General features: G+C 54.1%; 20 protein-coding genes. 18 read left to right on the top strand and 2 right to left on the bottom strand.

All coding sequences use genetic code 11. From position 1 onward, the window contains the following. Positions 1–138 precede the first annotated feature (138 nt). The 10 genes from VPNCDNU1_RS23540 (at position 139) to VPNCDNU1_RS23495 (ending at position 11,630) form a co-directional block, all read left to right on the top strand. The gene (locus VPNCDNU1_RS23540; RefSeq protein WP_104402617.1) at positions 139–1,785 is read left to right on the top strand and encodes a terminase; all 1,647 of its coding nucleotides are present in this window, start codon (positions 139–141) and stop codon (positions 1,783–1,785) included. A gap of 5 nt (positions 1,786–1,790) precedes the next feature. Beyond that, entirely contained in the window at positions 1,791–3,875 is a 2,085-nt protein-coding gene (locus tag VPNCDNU1_RS23535; protein ID WP_174715167.1) for a portal protein, read from the top strand. 502 nt (positions 3,876–4,377) lie between these two features. After that, a complete protein-coding gene (locus VPNCDNU1_RS23530) occupies positions 4,378–5,358 on the top strand; it encodes a hypothetical protein (protein WP_104402615.1) in 981 nt (326 codons plus the stop codon). A 70-nt stretch (positions 5,359–5,428) separates the two neighbouring features. Beyond that, on the top strand, positions 5,429–6,643 hold the full coding sequence (locus VPNCDNU1_RS23525; protein ID WP_104402614.1) for a N4-gp56 family major capsid protein: 1,215 nt from the start codon (positions 5,429–5,431) through the stop codon (positions 6,641–6,643). An 80-nt stretch (positions 6,644–6,723) separates the two neighbouring features. Next, positions 6,724–7,035, top strand: coding sequence for a hypothetical protein (locus VPNCDNU1_RS23520; RefSeq protein WP_224055534.1), 312 nt, complete (start codon positions 6,724–6,726; stop codon positions 7,033–7,035). Between the two features lie 19 nt (positions 7,036–7,054). Further along, positions 7,055–7,477, top strand: coding sequence for a hypothetical protein (locus VPNCDNU1_RS23515; RefSeq protein ID WP_104402612.1), 423 nt, complete (start codon positions 7,055–7,057; stop codon positions 7,475–7,477). Positions 7,478–7,483: 6 nt separating this feature from the next. Further along, on the top strand, positions 7,484–8,074 hold the full coding sequence (locus VPNCDNU1_RS23510; protein WP_104402611.1) for a hypothetical protein: 591 nt from the start codon (positions 7,484–7,486) through the stop codon (positions 8,072–8,074). Further along, positions 8,074–8,709 carry a phage adaptor protein gene (locus VPNCDNU1_RS23505; RefSeq protein WP_104402610.1) on the top strand — a complete coding sequence of 212 codons (636 nt, stop codon included), beginning with the start codon at positions 8,074–8,076 and terminating at the stop codon, positions 8,707–8,709. The genes VPNCDNU1_RS23510 and VPNCDNU1_RS23505 overlap by 1 nt, the downstream gene beginning before the upstream one ends. Continuing rightward, positions 8,706–9,239, top strand: coding sequence for a prophage tail fiber N-terminal domain-containing protein (locus VPNCDNU1_RS23500; protein WP_104402609.1), 534 nt, complete (start codon positions 8,706–8,708; stop codon positions 9,237–9,239). The genes VPNCDNU1_RS23505 and VPNCDNU1_RS23500 overlap by 4 nt, the downstream gene beginning before the upstream one ends. 45 nt (positions 9,240–9,284) lie before the next feature. Beyond that, on the top strand, positions 9,285–11,630 hold the full coding sequence (locus tag VPNCDNU1_RS23495; protein WP_104402608.1) for a gp53-like domain-containing protein: 2,346 nt from the start codon (positions 9,285–9,287) through the stop codon (positions 11,628–11,630). On the opposite strand, the gene VPNCDNU1_RS29360 is transcribed toward VPNCDNU1_RS23495, so the two are convergent. Further along, the gene (locus VPNCDNU1_RS29360) at positions 11,605–11,955 is read right to left on the bottom strand and encodes a hypothetical protein (RefSeq protein WP_371410811.1); all 351 of its coding nucleotides are present in this window, start codon (positions 11,953–11,955) and stop codon (positions 11,605–11,607) included. The two genes, VPNCDNU1_RS23495 and VPNCDNU1_RS29360, sit on opposite strands and share 26 nt — an antisense overlap. A gap of 461 nt (positions 11,956–12,416) precedes the next feature. Between VPNCDNU1_RS29360 and VPNCDNU1_RS29355 the strand changes: the two genes are divergently transcribed. Both VPNCDNU1_RS29355 and VPNCDNU1_RS23485 read left to right on the top strand, forming a co-directional pair. Beyond that, positions 12,417–13,253: a hypothetical protein gene (locus tag VPNCDNU1_RS29355; RefSeq protein WP_371410810.1), complete on the top strand. Its 837-nt coding sequence runs from the start codon at positions 12,417–12,419 to the stop codon at positions 13,251–13,253. Beyond that, the gene (locus tag VPNCDNU1_RS23485) at positions 13,250–14,752 is read left to right on the top strand and encodes a phage tail tip fiber protein (protein ID WP_104402606.1); all 1,503 of its coding nucleotides are present in this window, start codon (positions 13,250–13,252) and stop codon (positions 14,750–14,752) included. The genes VPNCDNU1_RS29355 and VPNCDNU1_RS23485 overlap by 4 nt, the downstream gene beginning before the upstream one ends. 134 nt (positions 14,753–14,886) lie before the next feature. Here VPNCDNU1_RS23485 and VPNCDNU1_RS28735 read toward each other — a convergent pair whose 3' ends face one another. Continuing rightward, positions 14,887–15,147 (bottom strand): hypothetical protein, encoded by a 261-nt coding sequence (locus tag VPNCDNU1_RS28735; protein ID WP_145959484.1) that lies wholly within the window; start codon positions 15,145–15,147, stop codon positions 14,887–14,889. On the opposite strand from VPNCDNU1_RS28735, the gene VPNCDNU1_RS23475 reads away from it, so the two are divergent. From VPNCDNU1_RS23475 to VPNCDNU1_RS28895, 6 genes are all read left to right on the top strand, one after another. Beyond that, positions 15,146–15,799 (top strand): hypothetical protein, encoded by a 654-nt coding sequence (locus VPNCDNU1_RS23475; protein WP_145959483.1) that lies wholly within the window; start codon positions 15,146–15,148, stop codon positions 15,797–15,799. The genes VPNCDNU1_RS28735 and VPNCDNU1_RS23475 overlap by 2 nt on opposite strands. A 204-nt stretch (positions 15,800–16,003) precedes the next feature. Then, positions 16,004–16,162 carry a hypothetical protein gene (locus VPNCDNU1_RS28905; protein ID WP_167404875.1) on the top strand — a complete coding sequence of 53 codons (159 nt, stop codon included), beginning with the start codon at positions 16,004–16,006 and terminating at the stop codon, positions 16,160–16,162. A 103-nt stretch (positions 16,163–16,265) separates the two neighbouring features. Continuing rightward, on the top strand, positions 16,266–16,412 hold the full coding sequence (locus tag VPNCDNU1_RS29160) for a hypothetical protein (RefSeq protein WP_224055521.1): 147 nt from the start codon (positions 16,266–16,268) through the stop codon (positions 16,410–16,412). Positions 16,413–16,470: 58 nt separating this feature from the next. Beyond that, positions 16,471–16,647 (top strand): hypothetical protein, encoded by a 177-nt coding sequence (locus VPNCDNU1_RS28900; RefSeq protein WP_167404874.1) that lies wholly within the window; start codon positions 16,471–16,473, stop codon positions 16,645–16,647. 482 nt (positions 16,648–17,129) lie between these two features. Beyond that, complete coding sequence (locus tag VPNCDNU1_RS28730) at positions 17,130–17,867, top strand: hypothetical protein (protein WP_145959482.1); 738 nt, start codon at positions 17,130–17,132, stop codon at positions 17,865–17,867. Between the two features lie 23 nt (positions 17,868–17,890). Further along, positions 17,891–18,479 (top strand): hypothetical protein (locus tag VPNCDNU1_RS28895; RefSeq protein WP_167404873.1); only part of this gene is annotated, 589 nt, incomplete at its 3' end.

Genomic DNA, 18,479 nt, shown 5'->3' with positions numbered 1-18,479 from the left:
AACTGAGAAAGCCCGAGAAGCGGCACGCAAACTTCGGCTGGAGAGCGACAAGCTGGCTCAAGAAGGGGAAGGGGATGGTACGCCTTTGGATGAGATGTTAACGGAGCTGCAAGCCATGGGGACCGGAGGCTTACCCTCATGAGTGTGGTGGAGGACATCAAGGCGCGACTCGGTGACCGTTGGTGGCGTTTGAACCACTTGTACAAGATTGAAAATGAGAAAGGGGAGTTGGTGCCGTTTGTGCTTCGACCGGCTCAACAGCGTTTACTGACCCAAATGTGGTGGCTGAACCTGATCCTTAAAGCACGCCAAATGGGCTTCTCGACGGGCATTGACATCTTTTTGCTGGATGAGGCGCTGTTCAACGCAAACCTCAAATGTGGGATCATCGCGCAAGACAAAACGTCGGCTGGGGAGATCTTCCGCACCAAAGTCGAGGTTCCCTTTGATAATTTGCCTTCCTGGCTTAAACGTCGATTTCGTGTTCTGTCCAGACGCAGTGGTGCTTCTGGGGGATACATTCTGTTTGGGCATCAGTCGAGCATCCAAGTGGGGACGTCGTTTCGCTCTGGGACCGTGCAGCGACTTCATATTTCGGAGCACGGTAAAATCTGTGCAAAGTACCCAGAAAAAGCTCGGGAAGTTCGCACCGGAACACTCAATACCATTCACCCAGATTGCATTGCTTTTATTGAAAGTACGGCCGAAGGGGTGGGCGGGGACTTTCACTCTATGACGATGCGTGCGTTGGCACTGAGCCACCATGATGCGGCGTTATCTCGAATGGACTGGAAGTTTCATTTTTTCCCGTGGTGGCAGGAGCCCAAATATCAGTTGCCAGTGCCAACATCGGGGTTGGTGCTCAGTCGTCACCATATGGATTATTTTATTGCCATCGAGCGTGCCGCCAACACCACATTGAGCGACGAACAAAAGCAGTGGTACATCCAAAAAGAGGCGGAACAAAGAGAGGAAATGAAACAGGAGTTTCCTTCCACGCCCATCGAAGCGTTTCTGGTGTCGGGGCGTCGAGTGTTCAGTGCGACGGATACGATGCACGCTGAAGCCCATTGCGAAGCTCCCATCTTGCTGTACGACATGGAGCCACAGACCGGTCGGCGCACTAAGTCCCATTTGCCAACAAGGTTGGATGCGCAAGGTCAGCAGACGCTGATGAATCGACTGCTGATTTGGGAGTTGCCCGACGATGAGGATTACGCCATGGGGATCGATATCGCGGAAGGTCTGGAGCACGGTGATCGCAGTTCGATTGACGTGGTAAAGCGGAGTACGGGAGAGCAAGTGGCTCATTGGTTTGGGTATTTAGATGTGGAAAGGCTGGCGATGTTGACGGCGCATATCGCTCAGTGGTACCGAAATGCGTTTGTGGGACCGGAGCGCAACAATCATGGGCATGCCTTTATTCTTAAGCTTAAGGAGCTCTATCCTCCCTCTCGGATCTATGCTGAGCAGCTGATTGACCGTGATAGCGAAGACGAGACCGAGCGTCTTGGTTGGCTGACTACGCGTCACAGCAAGCCCATACTGACGGAAGGTTTGAAGTCATTACTGTCCGACCAACAAAGTGGGATCCGTTGGGTGGGTACGGTCTCCGAAATTCACACCTTTGTGTACGACGCCAGAGGCAGTATGAATGCACAGGAAGGGTGCTATGACGACCAGTTGATGAGCTACATGATTGCTCAGGAAATGCGAGTCCGGATGCCAGTGCGTCGCCCTAGCGACGAACTGCCAACACGGAAAGCCCATTGGATGACCCACTGATGAGTATGTCGGACACGTCCTCATCTCGCCATCGTCACTTACTGGCGTTCATGGCGGACATTGATGCCCAGCCTCCTTGGCGCAGCAACGCCAACATCGCCCATGCGTATTATGAGGGTGATCAGTTGCCTCAAGCCGTGATGGAAAAATTGCGAGAGCGCGGTCAGCCAGAAACCTTACACAATCTGATTGCTCCGGCGGTCGACGGTGTACTGGGAATGGAAGCCAAAACACGAACGGATTTGATGGTTACGGCGGATGAACCCGATGACCAGATTGAAGCGTTGGCGGAAGGGTTGAATTCGTTGTTTGCGGATGCAGCGCGGCTCGGTCGACTCGATAAAGCCCGATCCGAAGCGTACGCGGGTCAAATCAAGTGTGGTATCGGATTGGTGGAAGTGTATCGCAACCCTAACCCGTTAGGGGCGCGGTACAAAATCAAGTATGTCCCTCGAGATGAAGTGTATTGGGATTGGCTATCTACCGAATGCGATTGGTCCGATTGTCGTTGGATCATGCGTCAACGCTGGATTGATGTGGATGATTTGATGTCGCTGCTGCCAAGCAAAGCACCGATCATCAAACACGCCATCAATGGCTGGGAAGGATTCATTGAGACCGACTTGACCGAAGGCATCGAGCCGGATCTGATGAGTGCGTGGGAAGAGTATCAAGGGTGGAGCCGAAGCCATACCGAATACCTGAGCCAAGATAGACAGCGAATTCGCTTGCAAATCATCTATCGCAGACACATTGAACGGGCGCCCATTCTGCGTTTGCCTAGCGGTCGACGCATCGTGTTCAGCAAAGACAACCCGATACATAAAAGTGCACTGGCGCTGGGTAAAGCTCAACTGGAATCGGGGCAGATCAGTCATATCAAAGAATACTGGTACGCCGGACCGCACTTCTTAGGCAGTCGCCCAAGCCATGCCCCGCAAGGGATGTTCCCGATTGTGCCGTTTTTTGGCTACCGAAAAGACGGCTCAGGCGAGCCTTATGGCTTAATTTCACGTGCGATCCCCGCCCAAAATGAGGTCAACCTTAGACGCATTAAGCTAACTTGGTTGCTGCAAGCTAAACGGGTCATTATGGATGAAGATGCGACGAACATGAGTCGGGTTCAAGTCTTGGAGGAAGTCGAAAAGCCAGACGGCTTGATCACATTAAATTCTGATCGCCGTCATCGAAAAAGCCTCAGTGATACCTTTCAAGTGGAACAAGACTTTGCGGTTGCGTCGCAACAGTTTCAAGTGATGCAAGAGTCAATGAAGCTCATACAAGACACCATGGGGATATACTCCGCGTTTCTCGGGCAGGAGGGCGCGGCAGAGTCTGGCGTGGCCATCGCCAATTTGGTGGAGCAGGGGGCGACGACGTTGGCGGAAATCAATGACAATTATCGGTTTGGCTGCCAGTTGGTGGGGGAATTGCTGTTGGGGTATTTGATTGAAGATCTCAAAGGCGTCCGAAATCACCGTGTTGTGATCAATCGAGATGACAAACACAAACGCAAAACGGTGATCATCAATGAAGAAACGCCAGAGGGGCTGAGCAATGACATTTCCCGGCTCAGGTCACACGTTGCGCTTGCCCCCATTCAACAAACCACAGCGTATAAGGCGCAACTGGCGGATAGGATGATGCAACTCACGGCTCAATTGCCGCCAGACGTGCAAGCGGCGGTTATCGATTTGGTGGCGGAGCTGTCGGATATCCCGAACAAATCGGAATTCATGGAACGGGTGAGAGGAGCACTCAATGTGCCGAAAGCCGAGCAGGATATGACGCCAGACGAACGAGCGCAATTTCTCGCGGATCAGGTCGCTCGCCAAGCACAGCTTGATCTGCAAATGCGAGAAATGAAGGCGAACGTCGATAAATTGGAAGCGGAGGCATTAAAAACCCGCGCCACAGCGGGCAGAGAGACCATGTCCACCCAAAGTCAGCACTATGCGAATGCCAAAACGCAAGCAGAGACAGCGAAACTCCTTAAAGAGATTGACAAACTCAGCCAAGACATCGCCCTGCTCCAACAGCAGTTTTCTGAGCACCTGCAAAGGCAGATTGACGATATTGCATTATCTTGACATTAACCACATATTTTGTGTTGAAATTTGCCCAGAGATTGGTTAAATTTTATCCATCATGACTGGTCTTGCTTCTGACGCCTACTCAAGTAAGGCGTATGCGGTTTGGATGGACGACCAACCCACATAACGGTCATGATGATTCTTAATCCTATCTCTTGGTCCCGAAACCTATCGGGACCTTTTTTGTTAATGTGCTTTTTGTCATTGCCCCTTTATTTTGTTCGTACTGTCGCTCAATAACCACAATTTGAGTGTTGATAATGAATAAAAAATTATTTATATTTTTATCATCATGGTCTGTCCCATTTCACCTCACCTTCCTCCCTGGTGAGGCGCTTGTGGTTTGGTATTTAGGCTACCTAAGAGACCATGATGTTTCCTTATCCTGTCGTACTTGGTCCCGATCCCCCTCGGGGCCTTTTTTGTCTGCGCCGCTAAAGTCATTCTCGCAGTGACTTTAGCCGCACAGACAGCGATACGTCTGCCATAGGAGAGCCCAATGGACATTGACGATTTAGATCTAACCGATACTCAAACCCCTGAAGAACTGGACGCCATATTGGATAAGATTGAGCATGAGACGGATGCACCTGATGAACAGGGCGTCTTATCAAAATCTGAGCCACCATCGAATGACGACCAAAGTGAGCCCAACCCTTCGCCCCCTGTCGACAGTGAGCAAGCAGACTCGGCATCTGCTGGCGAGGATGAGCCACGCACTCAGGCGTTACCCTCTCACGATGCCATCGAGGCAAAAGATGGGAAAAATATCATTCCCTATCACGTCCTTGAGCAGGAGCGGGCAACCAACAAAGCGTTGAAAGCTCAACTGGACGAGTATCAGAGCCAACAGTTGGATTGGGAGGAAACCCAACGGCGATTGGAACTGAGAAATAAGCAGTTGGAGAAGCTGGGGATCCCGCCAGATGAGTTACCGGAAAAGGTCAACATCTCAGACGAGCAGCTGGATGCGCTCACCGAAGACTACCCCGATTTGGCGTATGTGCTGAGGCACTTGGTTGCCAAAGTCAACCATGTGGACAGCAAAGTGGATTCTGCGCAAGCCTCCGATCCTGTATCGGAAGCCATTGCGCAGAGCGCGGAGCTGACTCAATGGCAACGGGTAGGCGGAGAGCAATGGCAAAAGGCGCTCGACATCGATGATGCATTGCGTGTCTCTCCTGAGTGGGCGAATAAACCGCTCACGGAACGTTTTGAGGAGGTCGTGCGTCAGACTCATGCTGCGTTTGTCACGCCGTCGACGCCACGTCCTTCTCAACAATCCGTTCAAGCCAATGTCGAGGAGCAACTGTCTGTCGTATCTGATTCGTTGCCCGTCTCACCCAGTGAGGTCGGCTCGCCCACCACTCACGAACCTTCTGTTCGAGAGCGGATGGCGACAGCCAATGAAGACGAACTGATGGCGATGATGGGGGCAATGAGTGACGAAGACATGGAGCACCTCCTCGCCAGTTTGTAACGGCGTGTAGACGCCAATCGCAAAGCACCCGCCCCATTCTGGTGGGTGTTTTCGTTTGAGGACGAGCACCATGACCACCATCACTAAGGAGCAGGCGCGAAAGATACAGCAAGTTGCGCTGTACACCGCGAGTCTGCGTCACCGAAGCTTTGTCAACATGTTGACCGAAGCGTCGCCCAAAAGGGCCAAGGGCGACAAGAAAAAACGGGAGAGGCAAACCTCTCCCCATGCCCCTATTGTCCGGGTCACCGATCTCAGCAAGAGTGCAGGGGACACCGTGGACATGCAGATTGTCCATAACCTGTCCAAACGGCCAACCATGGGGGATCGCAAGATTGCTGGACGAGGTGAATCATTGGATTTCACCAGCTTTGAGCTCAGCATCAATCAAGGGCGTCATCAAGTGGATGCGGGCGGTAAAATGTCGCAGCAACGTACGGTTCACGACCTGCGTCAAACCGCGAGAACTCTGCTGGGACCTTATTTCAATAACCTGCAAGATCAGGTTGCCACGTTTCAATTTGCGGGTGCGAGAGGAGATTACCTCCATGACGATGTCATTGTGCCGCTAGAAGGGCATGATGAATTTCGAGAAATCATGGTCAATGATCTGATGCCGCCTACCTATGACCGTCATTTCTTTGGGGGGGATGCCACCGCATTTGAGCTGTTGGATCAGGCAGACCAGTTCAGTTTGGGCACGGTCGACAATCTGTGTTTGTATCTGGAAGAAATGGCGCATCCATTGCAGCCGATCCGATACCACGGGGATGAATTGTCTGGGGATGAACCGTTTTACCTGCTAATGGTGACGCCAAGGCAGTGGCACGATTGGAAGCAAACCACCAGTTACAAAGATTGGCAGCAACTGGCGGCGAACGCCTTGAATCGCGCGAGGAACTTCAAGCACCCCGTTTTCTCTGGTGAGTGTGCGATGCGCGGTAACATCTTAGTGCGTAAATACAAAGGGATCCCCGTGCGATTCAATGCAGGTTCCCGTGTGAAAGTGTCGGATAACACCGACCACGCCAGTGTCTCGGACAAAGTGGCGGGCACCACCATTGATCGAGGCATGCTCATCGGTGGGCAAGCCGTCGCGACGGCGTGGGGGAAAACGCAACACGGCAGTCAGTTTTCCATTCATGAAGAGAAAGTGGATGCGGGCAACCGCACTGAAATCACCATCGGTTGGATGAATGGGCTGAAGAAAATTCGTTTTGCGGACAAACAAGGCCGAGTCAATGACCATGGCGTTATTGCTCTCGATACCGCGGTAAGTGGATAAAGAAGGAGAAGATCATGGCAACCATCACAGCGCCGTCCATGCACGATCGCATGTATGTCGGCACCCACGGTAATGTCTCGGTGGCCTTCGCCGGTGCCTTACTGCAGAATGTCGCGGTCAATGATGTCGTCGATTTGATTGAAGTGCCCATTGGCATCAAGGTCATGGGGGTTCAGATCCGAAGTTCCGGTTTGGGGCTGAACGTCAAATTGGATCTTGCGCTTGGTGACACGCCACTGCTTTCGCAAGTGGATGTTGCGACGGCTGGCGTGCAGACACTGCCGTGTGAAGCGTACACCGAACGCAAATCTGTGTTACGTGCCACCATCACGGGTGGGGTCGCCAATGGTGAGTTGGCGGTGACCCCACAATACGTGGCAGTCGGGTATTGACAACCTAGAGGATGAACCAATGAGTGAAGTCAGTATTGCGTATGTGGGCCCCAAAGCGGTTAAGCGTGACACGGTCACTGGAACGCGTTTGGTGTTCCCTCAATTTCAAGCCATCAAAGTCCCGGCGGAAAACGCCGCCATATTACTTCGATTTGACCAAGTGTTTGTGGAAGCCGATGCGGTTGATGAGGCTATCCAACGAATGGCGCGTGAGCAAGCGAAGCGGGAACAAGAGGCGGTGGAGCAACAGGCGCAACATGACGTGCAACAAGCCGAACAATCTATGGTGGTGACGATCAACGAAAAAAGCGTCGACCTGAGCAAGTTAGCCTGCGGTCGAATCGCCACATTGATAGAAGCGGCAGATTTGGCTATCGCACCGAAAGAGGGGAAAGAGACGGCGGAGCAGTACAAGCAGCGTGTGCGGGATGCCCTAAGGTAACATCTGATGGAGATGGTGCCTGTCTCGGATTTTTACCCAGTACTCCGACACATGACTGACGTTCCGCTCAATGCGGACATGGACGTGGCCTTGATCCGTTCGGCATCGGAATTTTGTCGAGACAGTCAAGTGATTGTCCATACACGAGCGTTGGATTGGGTGCGAGCGGGCACCACGTTAAACCTGATTGAAAGTTCGGGTCTCAACCACCGCACATTAGGGGACATTAAGTCCGCCGGTTTGATCTCCGTCAGTGCAGACGGTCAGCCGTTAATGGCGGAGCGTGATTATGAAGTCCTCAGTTTGGATCAGATTTACGCGTTGCAGCCGTGGAAGCGAGTTCATCTGGTGATCGCCGTGGAGCCAGCACTCACCACGCACTTTTTTCCTGCTGCCTTGTGGGAAGATTGGCAAGAAGCGATTTGTCACGGTGCGGCAAGCCGATTGTATGCGGTGCCCGGTGCACTCCATCCAGAACGAGTGAGGTTTCACGAACAGGCTTTTACCGAAGGTAAGCGCCGAGCCCGTCGTTGGCGGTTGGAGAATCATCCCTCGCTCTCATTGCCGCCCGTCAGGCATCAACGGGAGTTTTACTGATGGCTCTTGTGTCTGAACTGATTGGGCGCGTATCCCGAGAATTGGTGGATGAGCGCTATACCAGATGGAGTAAACCCACCCATATCAGCAATTTGAACGACGCCATTGCCTCGATACTTTTGCTCCGTCCCGATCTGGGTCGCGTGACGGACACGACTCAAGTGTTAGCCGATACCGGACGCGTTCAGTTGCCAGTCAATGCGTACAAATTGCTGTCTGTTAATCACGTGAATGGCTACGCACTGCAATACGTGGATCTGTATCGTCTGAATCAGAATTACCCCAATTGGCGCACGCTCAAAGATCCCCAGCCCACCAACTGGACTCGCAACGATCATGATGACCTGTCGTATTTCTTGTTTCCCACGCCCAGTGTACCAGTCTCTGTTGAGCACGAGTATGCTCGTCAAACTCGGATCCAGAGTGAAACCGAGGCTTTTCCTCTGCCTGTCATCTATGAGGTGATGGTGTTTGATTTCATGATGTACCGGGCGTATTCCAAAGACGGCCAGAACGAGAGTGAACACAATAAAGCCCTGCATCACTTGCAGTCGTTCCAATTGCTATTAACAGGCAAAAGCCAGACCGACACAACAGACGATGAGCGGATCCGCTTGAGTGAGACGCCAAGATGATCCGTTTTAAAGGCACACTCTCAGACGCCGGTGGTCATACGCTGGCTTATGCTGTGGTGGAGTTGGTATCCAGCCAAAATGCAGGGCAAGCCTTGGTGTTTTCCGGCACGCAAATCAAGACCGACCAGCATGGGGACTATGAGTTTTCCGTGAAAACGGGGGAGTACGATGTGTATGCTCAGGTCAATCAGCGACGCGATGTTGAATATCTGGGTAGGATAATCCTCAACGCGGATGTGACAGGTGAGCTAACCATTGAACAGGCGTTAGCACTGACCGCGCCCATATTACCGGAATCCGTGCTGGAAGTGCGCCAGCACCTGGCGAATATCCAACGCTTGTCGTCTCAGGTACAGAGTCAACATGATACGGTGCAACGGAGTCTTGGTACGGTAGGGCAACACGCCGATCAAGTGTCCGTATGGGCGCAACAAACTCATACACAAGCGGATCGAGCGCTGGGGCACGCAAATCTTGCCTCAGAGCAATCAACCCTTGCCACTCAACAGGCGACACGTGCACAAACGTAAGCGTCGGCGGCGTCCGACAGCGCGCGACTGGCTCAGGAAGCTAAAGTGGCGCTGGATGGCGCGGTGGACCGGTTTGAATTGAAAAACAATGCCGCGACGGACAGCGACATTGATCAGAAAGCGGTGTTTTCGAAATTCGTTCGTTTACCGCAATTTTGGCGCGCATTTCGTGCCTTCCTGAGTCAACGCTTTGATGGAGCCAGCACCGATTTGGCGGTGTCGGAAAAAGCCCTGTCGGCGGGGTTGGACACCAAATGGACCTTTACATTAGCCAAGACCAATCGATATGGGGCGACGGTTCTTAGCCACGATTATGACAGCGACATTCAGTATAAAGCGGTCACCCCATTCGCACTAAAAAGCGGGCTAGATTGGGTAAGGTACACCACGGGATTGGCTCTGGATGGTAAGCAGGATAAAGGGGTCGTGGTCGCCCATGATCATGATGAACGCTATTTGCCGAAACAAGGACCTGCGGTCGCTGTAGCACAAAATACCGACACCAGTTGGAAACCGGCGGACGGTGGACTGCGTTGCAACAGTACCAGTGCCGGAACGTTTGCCCCAAATGCGGATTATTGTGATTACCTCACGTGGGGTCATCGTGGTGGTGCTAACTATTACCACGCCTTATTTGTGAGTCATGCTTCCCCCAGTCGATTGCAATTTGCTACCTCCCGCGCTGCTGGGCAGGCGAATTGGAGCACCAAATCGCTGGCGTTTACCGATGAATTCTATGGTCGTCAAACGTCGGACAATCGGTATTTATCAAAAGCGGAAAAAGCCTCCGACGCTCAACGACTGGATGGGATTGATGCCACTGGATTTGGTCGCGCTTATAGCGCGAGTTTAACCACAGGGGCGGGCGATTGGACAACGGCGCAGTTCGTCACCTACCTACAAGGGCAGGGGTGTTTTGATTCGCCCTACTGGTTCACCAAATGTTCTTGGAGCTACGCCAATAACAAGCGCATTACCGATCTCGGGAGCGCCTTAGGGCACATTCACCTTGCTGGATGTGTGATTGAAGTGCTTGGCAGTGCTGCCCACTACATGATCCGAGTGACCACACCCTCTACGACCACGGGCGGGGCTGTGGCGAATGCAGACTACCTGTACGTGGATCACGGCTCTGGGTACGCCCCGGGCTGGCGACGTGGCTACAATTCTCGTATCAAACCGACGGCGGCAGAAGTTGGCGCACTTGGAAAAACAGAAACCGCTAAGAACGCTGAAAAATTGGATGGAGCTCTGCTAGTAACCACACCTGCGTCAAATACTGCAGCTCGGAGAGACAGTCGCGGAGACATCACTGCGCGTTTGTTTCGCGCGACATATAGGGATGATGCATATATGCGGGGAGCGCTGGCTTTTAGGGTTAACGATGGCACTGACAACTACACTCGATTTTGCAATTCACCGTCTGCTGTGCGCAGTTGGCTTTCCACCGCGAGTATTGAGCAGGCAAACGCCCAATACAAAATTGGAAAAGAGGTATGCTTTAAAGACATTACGGTTGGAGGGGATGCAAACACCTACTATCCAGTTTTGTTGAACGGGGCGGCGGTATTTGGGTTTCACAACTACAGTGTTAGTCGCGATTCTGACTGGCCAGCGCCAAATACTTGGAACAATGCCACACACAGGGGACGCTTGACCTTGACTTGGTTATGGTCTGGCTACGCAACTTGGGAGAACTATTACCCTCCGTTTCGTATTCAGGAGTTTTCTGAAATGTACAGCTCCATGGTGGCCGGCATACGATGGAGTGTCGAAGGGATGGTCGTTTGGCTGCGCGGGGGAGGGGCTCGATATCGACTGCATACCGAGAAAGGCATTCTCCAAGAGGCGCAGGTGTACTTGAATGGGTTTACCGCACATAACGATGAAATGTTCTCGCCTCGCACTGATAATTCCAACCTTAATTTTGAACTTTTCTTACGCTGGCCGGTAAGAAAAGAGGGTCAATTGTACGATTTTGGTCATAGGGTGTTCAGTCCGAACAATCGCAATGTTTCAAGTGACTACAACAATCGATCTGATTCGGTTTACGCCAGCATTAATGCGGTACGCAAATTGAAAGATTATGTGATTGGTGGTGTGAGCGTGAGTAAAGGTACCAATGGCTATCTACGACTTCCTGGCTGGCTTGGTGGCTTGATTCTACAGTGGGGGCGAGGCAGTGCTTCCGGAGCGTCCAGTACGGAAGGTACTGCGAATACCTTACCTATCGCCTGCCCCAATGCTTTAGTGTTCGCAACTGCAATTCATGTAGGCACACAAAGCAGTATGACCAATATGATAATTACTCGTACCGAAAAGCACAGGGTGTGGATCAAATCCAATTATCAAAGCAACATCAGTGCTATGTATCTTTGTGTTGGCTACTGAGAAAAAGGGGAACCCATGAGAATTGACGTTCCGATGATGAGAGGAGAGATCCCCAGACTGGCTCCACACCTTTTGCCCAATGAAGCGGCAACACACGCTTTGGACTGCCAGTTCGGTTCGGGCGTCGTCGAGCCTGTCCGTCAAGATGCGCTGGCGTTGACCCTGCCCATCGCCGCCAGCACTTTCGTTCGGTATCAAGATTCAGGCTGGCTCGCTTGGGCAACACGAGTACACGCCATCCCCAGCCCAATCGCGCAAGATCCCCACCAACGTATCTACTGGACGGGACAAGGGAAACCCAAAGTGACGTCTCAAGAGCGGGCATTGAATGCACAAGGGGTGGGACCGCAGGCCTGGTATGACTTGGGGGTACCAGCGCCGGAGACGGCTCCGGTGATCACCGCGGTTGATTCATCGACGGGCTTACCGCCTCCCGCGGGCGAACCGGCGATGGTGGATGACGAAGACAGGGTGTATCTGCAAACGTACGTCACGCAGTTTGGGGAAGAAGGGGCACCGGGACCACCCTCTACGCCAGTACTGATAGAACAACCGGGCTCAACCGTGACGTTGCGCCTGACGACACCGGGTACCAATAGGCACAATCTCACGCACACGCGTCTCTATCGATCTGTCACCAGTGCGGGGATAAGCGAATACGTACTCGTTGCTCAATTGCCCATTTCAGTCTCCACGTTTTCAGACACTCACGCGACCGTCAGCGGCGCGGTTTTAGAAACGGATACATTTGCATTACCCGACGCCAACCTGAGCGGGTTGTGCCTGATGGCCAACGGGATCTGTGCGGGATTTGCTGGCAACGAAGTCATGTTCAGCGAAGCGTATCTTCCCTACGCATGGCCAACTAATTACCGTCTGACGACGCAGAATGACATTGTGGCGATGTCACCCGTGGGCACCTCACTGGTGGTTGGCACCACGGGACAGCCCTATGTTTTTTCCGGCGTCACACCAAGCGCCATGACCGCCACCAAGCTCAATATCCATCAAGCTTGTGTCAGCGCTGACTCGATGGTGGTATTACGGGGCACGGTCGTGTACGCCAGCCCTGATGGATTGGTCAGTGTGTCCAGTGAGGGAGGCGAATTGCTGAGTGAAGCGGTGATTGACCGCCAAACGTGGCAGGCGCTATCGCCTGACACCATTCGAGCGGTGTCAATAGAAGGTCAGTATTTTGCGACACACCAAGGTGGCAGCTTCTTATTCGATCCCGTGTCTCAATCGTTGACTCGTGTGTCTGAACGTTGGGATGCGGCGTATTATCACGGCGTGACCGATCAGCTTTATCTTGCCAGTGGACATCAAATCCGACGTTGGCGAAGCGCTGAGACATTCCAGTCGTACACTTGGCGCTCGAAACCATTTGTGTTGTCTTCTGGCGCGTTAATGAGCTGCGCTCAAATCGACAGCCCCGCACCGGAGCGACTCAGCGTTACGTTTTATGCGGATGGGGTGGAGATTTTGCAACTGAGTATAGGGCAGGTAACCACGCGTCCTTTTCGTCTTCCCGCCGTGCGGGCAGCCCGCTGGCAAATTGCGATTACTGGCACTTCCGCCGTCGAGCGCATTCAAATTGCCAGTGATATGCGAGCGCTCCAATGACGTCGAGCCCATATCGAGCAGGGCGCAATGCGCAATCCTTGTATGAAAACGTGGAGCTGTTGACTGGGCAGCGAGGCGATGGCTTAGATAAAGCGCTGACACTGCGCGATCTCTCGCAATTAGGCATGGTGCAGCTCAATCGGCGAGCGCGGGGTCACTACGTTGCTATCCCCCATCAAAGGGAAAAGCCAAAGCAAGAGGTCGTCGAGCGTCCCTCGGTGCCTCGCTCTCTGTCTGTCAGTGGTGGGTTTGGTGCGATCCTATTGCATTGGGCACCCGCTCTATACGCTGGGCATGCGCACACTGAGATTTGGCGCGCAAGCAGCAACAGCCTTGGGTTGGCACAGCGGATCGCCACAACGCCTGCCACGACTTTGGGTGACATTGTCCGACCCGGCAGCGTCTACTATTACTGGATACGGCACGTTAACATTCGGGGCATTGTGGGACCTTTTCATCATGTGATGGGGAAACGTGGGCAAACCTCATCCGACGTGCAGCCCATCATCGATGAACTCACGGAGCAGATGCGCAGCTCACCACTGATTGCACAGTTAAGTCAGGCTGATGAGAGCCATAGTCATGCGCTCAATCAACTCGATAGACAGGGCAGTCAAGCCTATCGTTCCCTCTGGGCGCACAAAGTCAGTGCGGGTGACATCACTGCAGGGATCGGATTGGTGGCGGGCACCAACGGTCTCTCACAAGTGGCCATTGCCGCGACGCAAGTGTTTGTGTTTGATCCCAACCGCCGATCGCCGGCATTGCAGCCTGCATTCGCCATCGACAACGGGCAAGTGGTCATTCCCAAAGCCCTGATTGAGACGGCCACGGTTCAAGTGCTGAACGCTCAGACCATTGTGGCGGATGAAGTCAAAGCGGGCATTGCGATGACCGCGCCCACTTTAACTGGTGCTGTCATTAACGGGGCGGAGCTCAATGTCGGGTCGGGGGGACCGTACCAAGGTTACCACACCCGTATTACCCACGATGGGCGCGTGTATACCGATCATTTGATTGCGTCCGGTGGGGAGGTGGATCGGTTAACGGTGGGGCGTGACTGTGTGTTCAAAGGTCGGCTAGAAGCTGCCAGCGGGACGTTCCACGGTACGGTTAATGCGAGCAAGGTGGTGGGTTCAAAAGTCTTGGTGGCACAGGGGAGCACGGATATCCCATCTCGTACCGGAGACATGGATCGGTATGGGTTCCAGTGGGACTATGCACAGCCAATTGATACGGGGTTTGTGGCGTCGGCGTGGGGCGATAGTCGACGGACTTACGTGGTGGAGTGCCACATTACAGGCGGTGTTGAAGCGCATAACTGGGTGGCCATCAGTTATCCTGCCACCATCTGGTGGTCGGTCAAAGCGGATCGCCCTTACATAGTGACGCGTTGGACAACGCCTGCAACGTTATTTTTTCAATTGAGTTTTGGTACCGCGCGATGTCGAGCACGCGCGCAAACACGCGCCATCTGGAAAGTGTATGAGCTGCTCTGAATTATACAAGGGAAGTTGGTGCACCCACAGAGCGCATTTACTCCCGCAGATCCAGGCCACGGAAAAACGCAATGCGCATCGCTTTGCTCGACAAATCGACCAAGCCTTGACATCTGGGCGTGCCAGTTTGTTTTTTAATTTGGATGGCTTTGTGGTTTTAGAGCCCTGTGCGCGCAAAGACGGGACGTGGGTTGTGGTGCTTTTTGCAATGGGGTGGTGTGACGAGGCGGTGGCTTGTTACCACGAGTGCGTGACAGAGCTGGCTCGACAGATTGGTGCCGAGGGCATCGAATGCCAGACAGTGGTATCCGCGTTAGCCCCCAACCTTGAGTCAGCGGGTTTTCAACGGGTTGGACAGCGAGGCCGGCTCCATATTTGGCAGCGGAGGGTGTCATGGGCGGACGACGTTCAGTGCCACAAGTGAAGGAAACGGAACAAGAGAAAGCGGCAGCCGAGATCGCGAATCGATATTGGGATCTGTACCAGAATGAACTCAAAGGATTTGAAGACACTTTTATCCAGCGTGTGCAGGCATTGGGAAACGACGCAGGCATGCAGCGAGCGAAATCGTCAGCTGAGCTGGGCTACAACCAAGCGTTCAGTCGCGCCCGTGGTCATGCCGCGCAGCGACTGGCGGCGGCAGGCACCAACCCCAACAGTGGGCGATTTGCTGGACAGTTGGGCGAGCTCACTTTGGCGCAGGCTCAAGGACAGACCGACACCATCAATCGGGCTCAGGCATCGGAGCAAGACCGCTATGTTGCAGGGTTGAGCGATGTAAACGCGATCGGGATGGGGCAACAGGCACAAAACCTCACTCGTATGGGGGAGGTGGCGGAATTGTCATTGAGACGAGCCGGTCAGGATGCCGCGACCGCCTTTAATCAAAAAAGCGCGTTGCTCTATGGCGCGGGTACCGCCGCTGGCATGGGGTTGAGTCACGCGCTCTACCAAGACACGGGGGGGACGGTGACCGACGGGATCAGCACCCAGTCACCCAGACCGTACCACCCAACGATGAACCCCAAGGGATCGCTGTATTCCTAAGGAGACGTAATGGGCATGGCTGCCGATCGCTACGCCAAGATCACCCGTGAGCAATACGAAGACTGGAAAGCTCGATTTTACCCTATTCAAAGACAATGGCTTGAGGCGTCCCAAAGTGGGGCGTTGCTAAAAGCGCAATTGAGGCGCGCGGATGACCATAGCCAAGCGACGCTGCGCTCGGCCAGACAGGGACAACAAAACCGCATGGGCAGATATGGGTTATCGGTTGAGACAGCAGGGCATGCGGATGACGCTCGCATGGCGTTGTCGGCGGTCGGGGCCAAAAACGCGTTGCGCGATCACGAACGTCAACGAGCCATGCACATGCTGTCCGGAGCAGGGATGGGTATCCGAGGACACTAAGGAGGCAACTATGGGCTACAGCTTACTCAGTCAGGCGGGACGGACCAAGCAGATGGCGCTCAGTGGGCTGCGGGACGCGTCAGAACGAGACACTCGACGAACGATGATGGATCGCAGTCTTCGACAAGCCAAATCCGCACAAACCCTACAGGCAACCGGGACTGGCGCAGGCATCGGGTTGTTGGCAGGCGGTCCCTCAGGCGCCGTATTGGGGGCTGTGTCGGGGTGGATCCTCGGTGAACTGTTTTAAGAGGATGAGGGCATGAGGCTTGATACCCGTGGTTTAATGGATGGGTTTTTACGTGGCTATGATGTTATGCAGCGACATCGTGCGCGTGAAGCCAACCAAGCAAGAGCGGATAACGCGCTGGCACTCAGGTTTGCCGAAAGTGAACGGGAAGAGAAACGACGTGAACAACAGGCTCAGCAACAAGCCGAACGGCATCAGTACCAGTACGGGAAAGACGGCAAAAGCGGTCGATTGAGAGCGCAAGATGAGCGGACTCGCCGAACTCAGGAGGCGCAGCTAGCCGCGCATCAAGCCCAACGAAAACTCAGTCAATACCGATTGGGTCAGGAAAAAAAACGGGCATTCTTGCAAGAAAACCAGCCTCTGATCCAAGCCGGTTGGGGGCGTTGGTTGCAGGGCGGTGACGTCGATGCCGTGTTCGACTCCCGTGAAGTGAAAGGCGGCGCTTATGATCCTAGGCGGTATTTGCGTCCGGATGTCGAGGACGCCTTTGCCACATTGGAAACCGCGCTGCCAAAGGTGATAAAAGGGGACATTCCGCTTGACGATGAGACATTTGTTCACGCCCTAGGTACGGTGTATCAGAAAAATTTGGAGGCGGTCGTCGGGCAAAGGGATCCCAATACGGGGCGTCGGATCCGGGCGGCAAGAATGGGCATTCCCGTGTTGGCCAAAGACATCCAGCCGGACCTGCCCGGGAACCAGCCCGGGTTAGTTTTGACCGCGGAGGTGGAGGATGGTTCAGGGCGTTGGCATCCGAGACCCATCACACGGAACCGAACCACGGACGCGGGCGATCCAGTGCACATCCTCCCACTGGAAGATGCCATTCGCGATCTGACGGGACAGCTCGCTCTGCGCCGTCAGGCTCAGGCTTCGTCGGCGTATCAAACCCTCTTTGCACCGTCCAGAGACACGCGTGGTGTCCGTCGAGAATATCGGCAAGCGTATTTGGCGTTGGAAAAAGAACGCTCGAAAGCCCTAGCGGCAATGTTGGATCCGACACCCGAGCACATTCAGACCCTCAACGAGCAATTTGATGCCCAGCAAGAGAAGTTGCGCGCGATGTATTTGAAAGTGCCGAATGCTGAACAAAGCAACCGCGCAGCAGCGTGGGCTCAAGGGGATGAGACCAAGCAACGCTTCTTAGAGGCTTTGCAACGCAAAGGGTGGGATGTGGCGCGTCTCACCCCAGACGTACTGGCGTTCAATTACCAGCGGGCACTGGCTGATCAGCAGCGTCAACGTGACGAAGCCTTGGTCCAACAGCTGTTGATCAAAGATGAGCCCACCATACCAGCTGGCATTGCCAAAGGCTTAAACGCCAAAGACGTGGCGACCTCCATGGGATTGCGCGATGAGGTGCCAGCAGGAGGCACGCTACCCAGTGCCAAACCAAGAGCCAATACACCGCGTCAGGAAGCGATGTTGGATGAGATACATACGTGGCAATGAGCCCACGCTCACGGTGAACAGCCATGGCTGAGCAAACCGATGTGATGACATCTTTTCAGTTACCTGAAGATTTCCAACTGCTTCCCCCTCCTGAGCCCCGACCCGATACAGACGTGACCGTGACCGATGCACTTAAAGCCTTTGGTGTGGGTGCGGCGGATCTGGCGGCGGGTGTCGGGGAGGTGGCGGAGCAAACCTTAGGTTTGGGAGGCAGTCTTCGCGAGTTAGCGCATTCTGGCAGTCAAGCACTTCGCCGCAGCATGACGGACGATGGACAAACCGCACTGCGCACGCCGTTGTTCACTGAGACCGATGGGGGGAGTTTGACGTGGGGGGAAGGCGCAGGCGACCTCGATGTTTGGGCAATGAAGATTGCCAATGGACTGGGAAGCATGGCGGGAATGCTGATCCCCGGAGGCGCGGTAGGGCAAGCGGCTAGGATCACATTGGGTCAAGCCATCACACGCAGTATGCTCAAACGCGGGGCAAGTCTTAACGTGGCCCAGCAGGTGGCTGAAAAGGCCGTGCGACATATGGCGAGCGCCACCGCCATAGGGACGGGGCTGACGGGATCTTTGGGGGCAACCGCAATGGACGTGGCTACGCAGGTCA

It is taken from the genome of Vibrio penaeicida, from assembly GCF_002933855.1.
Taxonomy (GTDB): Bacteria; Pseudomonadota; Gammaproteobacteria; order Enterobacterales; family Vibrionaceae; genus Vibrio; species Vibrio penaeicida_A.
Note: the sequence above shows the minus strand (reverse complement) of the source record. Positions and strands in the feature narration are given on the sequence as shown.

What these genes read in the sequence shown, in the direction of transcription:
- VPNCDNU1_RS28900 (WP_167404874.1), top strand. Translation starts at nt 16,471, where the DNA reads ATGATGTTATGCAGCGACATCGTGCGCGTGAAGCCAACCAAGCAAGAG.
- VPNCDNU1_RS23515 (WP_104402612.1), top strand. Translation starts at nt 7,055, where the DNA reads ATGAGTGAAGTCAGTATTGCGTATGTGGGCCCCAAAGCGGTTAAGCGT.
- VPNCDNU1_RS23485 (WP_104402606.1), top strand. Translation starts at nt 13,250, where the DNA reads ATGACGTCGAGCCCATATCGAGCAGGGCGCAATGCGCAATCCTTGTAT.
- VPNCDNU1_RS29160 (WP_224055521.1), top strand. Translation starts at nt 16,266, where the DNA reads ATGATGGATCGCAGTCTTCGACAAGCCAAATCCGCACAAACCCTACAG.
- VPNCDNU1_RS23500 (WP_104402609.1), top strand. Translation starts at nt 8,706, where the DNA reads ATGATCCGTTTTAAAGGCACACTCTCAGACGCCGGTGGTCATACGCTG.
- VPNCDNU1_RS23505 (WP_104402610.1), top strand. Translation starts at nt 8,074, where the DNA reads ATGGCTCTTGTGTCTGAACTGATTGGGCGCGTATCCCGAGAATTGGTG.
- VPNCDNU1_RS28905 (WP_167404875.1), top strand. Translation starts at nt 16,004, where the DNA reads ATGGGCAGATATGGGTTATCGGTTGAGACAGCAGGGCATGCGGATGAC.
- VPNCDNU1_RS23535 (WP_174715167.1), top strand. Translation starts at nt 1,791, where the DNA reads ATGTCGGACACGTCCTCATCTCGCCATCGTCACTTACTGGCGTTCATG.
- VPNCDNU1_RS28735 (WP_145959484.1), bottom strand. Translation starts at nt 15,147, where the DNA reads ATGACACCCTCCGCTGCCAAATATGGAGCCGGCCTCGCTGTCCAACCC.
- VPNCDNU1_RS23475 (WP_145959483.1), top strand. Translation starts at nt 15,146, where the DNA reads ATGGGCGGACGACGTTCAGTGCCACAAGTGAAGGAAACGGAACAAGAG.
- VPNCDNU1_RS29360 (WP_371410811.1), bottom strand. Translation starts at nt 11,955, where the DNA reads ATGCCCGCTCTTGAGACGTCACTTTGGGTTTCCCTTGTCCCGTCCAGT.
- VPNCDNU1_RS23510 (WP_104402611.1), top strand. Translation starts at nt 7,484, where the DNA reads ATGGAGATGGTGCCTGTCTCGGATTTTTACCCAGTACTCCGACACATG.
- VPNCDNU1_RS23540 (WP_104402617.1), top strand. Translation starts at nt 139, where the DNA reads ATGAGTGTGGTGGAGGACATCAAGGCGCGACTCGGTGACCGTTGGTGG.
- VPNCDNU1_RS29355 (WP_371410810.1), top strand. Translation starts at nt 12,417, where the DNA reads ATGGCCAACGGGATCTGTGCGGGATTTGCTGGCAACGAAGTCATGTTC.
- VPNCDNU1_RS23525 (WP_104402614.1), top strand. Translation starts at nt 5,429, where the DNA reads ATGACCACCATCACTAAGGAGCAGGCGCGAAAGATACAGCAAGTTGCG.
- VPNCDNU1_RS23530 (WP_104402615.1), top strand. Translation starts at nt 4,378, where the DNA reads ATGGACATTGACGATTTAGATCTAACCGATACTCAAACCCCTGAAGAA.